This is a genomic window from Streptomyces sp. NPDC006265, assembly GCF_040613555.1.
Lineage (GTDB): Bacteria > Actinomycetota > Actinomycetes > Streptomycetales > Streptomycetaceae > Streptomyces.
In genome coordinates, this window is the sequence record NZ_JBEXSH010000922.1 from 1 (window position 1) to 3,461 (window position 3,461).

Consider the following 3,461-nt stretch of genomic DNA (forward strand, 5'->3'; position numbering starts at 1 on the left):
CGATGGACGCCTTGTAGCGTTCGTCGGCCGCCGCCGTCAGGAAGGTGCCGTCCTCGGTGACGGCCCAGCGCTGGGGCGCGTTGTGGGCGGCGGCGTGGAAGCCGTTGCCGAAGAGGGACCCGTTGGCGGCGCCGAGCATGTAGGTCTTGCCGCGTGTACCGCGTCGGGCCACGGCGCTGAAGTCCTCGGCGCTCCAGCCCTCCTTCATGCCCGCGTCGGCGAACAGGTCCTGGTTGATCCACAGGGTCGAGCCGGGCAGCGGGCGTTCCAGCGGGACGCCGTAGAGGAGCCCGCCGATGCGGCCCATGTCGCGCCAGGCGTGGATGGGGATGTTGGCGAGGTTGGGGTAGTCGGTGATCGCGTCGCCCGACAGGTAGGGCGTGAGGTCCTGGGCCCGGCGCTGCACGAACTGCGCCTCGCGGGGCAGTGTGAACCCGGTGAACATGTTGATGATGTCGGGCAGGGCGTCGGCGTCGCCCGCCATGACCGTGGCCATCTTCTTCTGGTAGTCGGCCTGGGAGATGATCGTGTACTCGATCTTCACGCCGAGGGCCTTCTCGACCGCCGTCCAGAAGCGGTTCGCGGAGGCGGGCTTGGGCGGTGTGCCGAAGGAGACGGTCATGACGCGCACGGTGGAGCCGTCGCCGGGCGTGCGGGAGACCGACGTGACCAGGTCGGACGGGTAGGAGGTGTATCCGGCCTGGACACCGGCGGCGGTCGGGGCGAGGTCGGGCTTCGGGCCCGTCGCCGGTTTGTACGCCGGCCACGGCGCGAGCTTCTTCCCGGCGTTGGAGACGTCGCCGTCGCCGGAGCCCGAGGAGCAGGCGGTCAGCAGACCAGGGGCGGAGACGGAGGCACCGCCCATTGCCAGGGAGCGCAGGAGGGTGCGTCGGGACATGCGGGGCATGGATGAACCACCTCGTGTCAGCTCTTGACGGCGCCGGTGAGCACGCCCTTGGTGAAGTACTTCTGCAGGAAGGGGTAGACCAGCAGGATCGGGACGGTGGCGATCACGAGCACCGCCATCTGCACGGTCTGCGGTGCGGTGACGGTCGCCTCGCCCGTGGTCGCGTCGGTGAGCCCGGCCCCGGCCACCACATAGGTGCGCAGCACCTGCTGGAGCGGCCAGTGGTCGCTCTCCAGGTACAGCGAGGCGTAGAACCAGGAGTTCCAGTAGGCGACGGCGTAGAACAGGCCGACGACGGCGAGTGCGGCCTTGGACAGCGGCAGCACCACCGACACCAGCACCCGCCAGTCCCCCGCCCCGTCCAGCCGGGCCGCCTCGTAGAGCTCCTCGGGGATCGACTGGAAGAAGCCGCGCAGGACGACCAGGTTGAACACGTTGACCAGGACGGGCAGGACGAGCGAGGCGTAGGAGTCGAGCAGGCCGAGTTCCTTGACCAGCAGGAAGCTCGGGATCATGCCGGGCGGGAAGAGGAACGTGAACAGCACCAGCAGCAGTACGGGTCTGCCGCCGAAGACGCCCGGCCGGGACAGCGCGTAGGCCAGGGTGACCGTGCAGGCCAGGCTCAGCAGGGTGCCGACGATCGTCACGCCCGCGCTGACGCCGAGGGCGTGGGTGACGATGCCGCCGTCGAAGATGTCGCGGTAGGCGTCGAGCGTGGGCTCGCTGGGCCACAGCACCCAGCCGCCGTTGTCGACGACCTCCCGGGTGGAGGCGAGGGACGTCGACACGATGACCAGGAAGGGCACGCACACCAGGAGCACGACCGTGGCCAGGGCGAGCGCCTTGGCGGCCTGGGTGAGCGGCCGGGGCTTCTCCATCCAGCCGGGCCGGGCGGACGCGCTCACCGGTAGACCCCCTGTTCGCCGAGGCGATGGGCGACCTTGTTGGCCGCGTAGACGAGGAAGGCCCCCACGAGCCCCTTGAACAGGCCCGCGGCGGCGGCGAATCCGTAGTCGCCGCCGACGATGCCCTGGTAGTAGACGAAGGTGTCGATGACCTCGGCGGCCCGGGGGCCGACCGCGTCGCGCTGGAGCAGCATCTGCTCGAAGCCGACGGAGAGGATGTCGCCGAGCCGCATGATGAGCAGCAGGACGACCACCGGGCGGATGGCGGGCAGCGTGACGTGCCAGAAGCGCCGCCAGGGACCGGCGCCGTCGATGGCGGCCGCCTCGTACTGCTGCTCGTCGACCTGGGCGAGGGCGGCGAGGAAGATGATCGTGCCCCAGCCGGCGTCCTTCCAGATGACCTGGGCGACGACGAGCGGCTTGAAGGCGTCCGGATCGCCGACGATGTCGACGGTGTGCAGACCGGCCCCGCTGAGCCCGCTGTTGAGCAGGCCGGTGTCGCCGAGCACCTGCTGGAACAGCGCGACGACGATCACCCACGAGATGAAGTGCGGCAGATACGCCACCGACTGCACGAAGCGGCGTACCGAGCTCCAGGTGAGGGTGTGCAGCAGCAGGGCGAGGCCGAGCGGTACCGGGAAGTAGAAGACCAGCTGGAGGACGGCGATCCAGAGGGTGTTGAGGACCGCGTCCCAGAAGGCGCCGTCCTCGAACATGCGCCGGAAGTTGCCGAACCCGGCCCACGGGCTGCCCCACAGGCCGTCGAACGGCACGTACTCCTTGAACGCGATGACGTTGCCGGCGAGGGCGCCGTAGTGGAACAGCAGGAAGTAGGCGACGCCGGGAAGCATGAGCAGGAACAGGGTCCGGCTGTCGCGTCCATGAAAACCTTTACGTTCGTGCGGCGACCCTCCGGATTGGCGGCGACCGGGACTCACCCCCTTCGCACCTGCACGTTCCCGTAAGCCAGTTGCCACGGTTCCCCCTCACTTCGGCGCGTCCGGTGAAGGGAAGCTAAAACGCTTTCATTGCGAGGTCAACACTTCTGACAGAGACGGGACTTCGGTCCGGACCCCGCGCGTCAGGCCGAGAGCCGCCCCCTGCCCAGCCAGTCGGAGGAGTCCCGCACACCGGGCAGGGCGAAGAAGTAGCCGCCGCCGGTCGGGGAGATGTAGTCGACGAGAGGTTCGTCGATCCCGAGGCTGCGTGGCCTCGAACTGGCGGTGCACGTCCTGCTGGTAGCAGCAGAAGACCAGCCCCATATCCAGATCGCCGACGCTGTCGACACCCCGGTCGCAGTTGTACCCCCGGCGCAGAATGCGGGAGTCGTCGGTCTTCGCGGTGCGGGGGTTGGCGAGCCGGATGTGTGCGTCCAGCGGGATCGCCGTGCCGTGCGGATCCTTGGCGTAGTGCGGACTGTCGGCCTCCCGGGCGCCGCCCAGCGGGGGCGCCGGTGTCCTTGCGCCGTCCAACGGGGCGCCGGTGTCCTTGCGCCGTCCCACCTCTGCCTCCGGGTGATCGTCGCTGATCGTTCACGGCCGCCGGACATCGCCCTCTCCTCACCACCCTCTTGACGCGCCAATGACAACGATGGCTTGATGAGGTGGGAGCGCTCCCACCTCACCCAGGGAAGGGACCACCATGCACAG

General features: G+C 69.2%; 3 protein-coding genes and 1 pseudogene. All 4 read right to left on the reverse strand.

Annotated elements, in window-relative coordinates; translation table 11 throughout:
* On the reverse strand, window positions 1-907 hold a 907-nt coding region (locus tag ABZ281_RS42795), incomplete at its 3' end, for an extracellular solute-binding protein (protein ID WP_356663473.1).
* Between the two features lie 17 nt (window positions 908-924).
* On the reverse strand, window positions 925-1,812 hold the full coding sequence (locus ABZ281_RS42800) for a carbohydrate ABC transporter permease (protein WP_142165520.1): 888 nt from the start codon (window positions 1,810-1,812) through the stop codon (window positions 925-927).
* Window positions 1,809-2,663: an ABC transporter permease subunit gene (locus tag ABZ281_RS42805; protein WP_356663475.1), complete on the reverse strand. Its 855-nt coding sequence runs from the start codon at window positions 2,661-2,663 to the stop codon at window positions 1,809-1,811. The genes ABZ281_RS42800 and ABZ281_RS42805 overlap by 4 nt, the downstream gene beginning before the upstream one ends.
* 230 nt (window positions 2,664-2,893) lie before the next feature.
* Window positions 2,894-3,311, reverse strand: a pseudogene (locus ABZ281_RS42810) (deferrochelatase/peroxidase EfeB); the annotation flags it as partial.
* Window positions 3,312-3,461 lie beyond the last annotated feature (150 nt).

Bases quoted from the DNA above. Each gene is read 5' to 3' on its own strand.
- ABZ281_RS42805 (WP_356663475.1), bottom strand. From the start codon at position 2,663: ATGCTTCCCGGCGTCGCCTACTTCCTGCTGTTCCACTACGGCGCCCTC.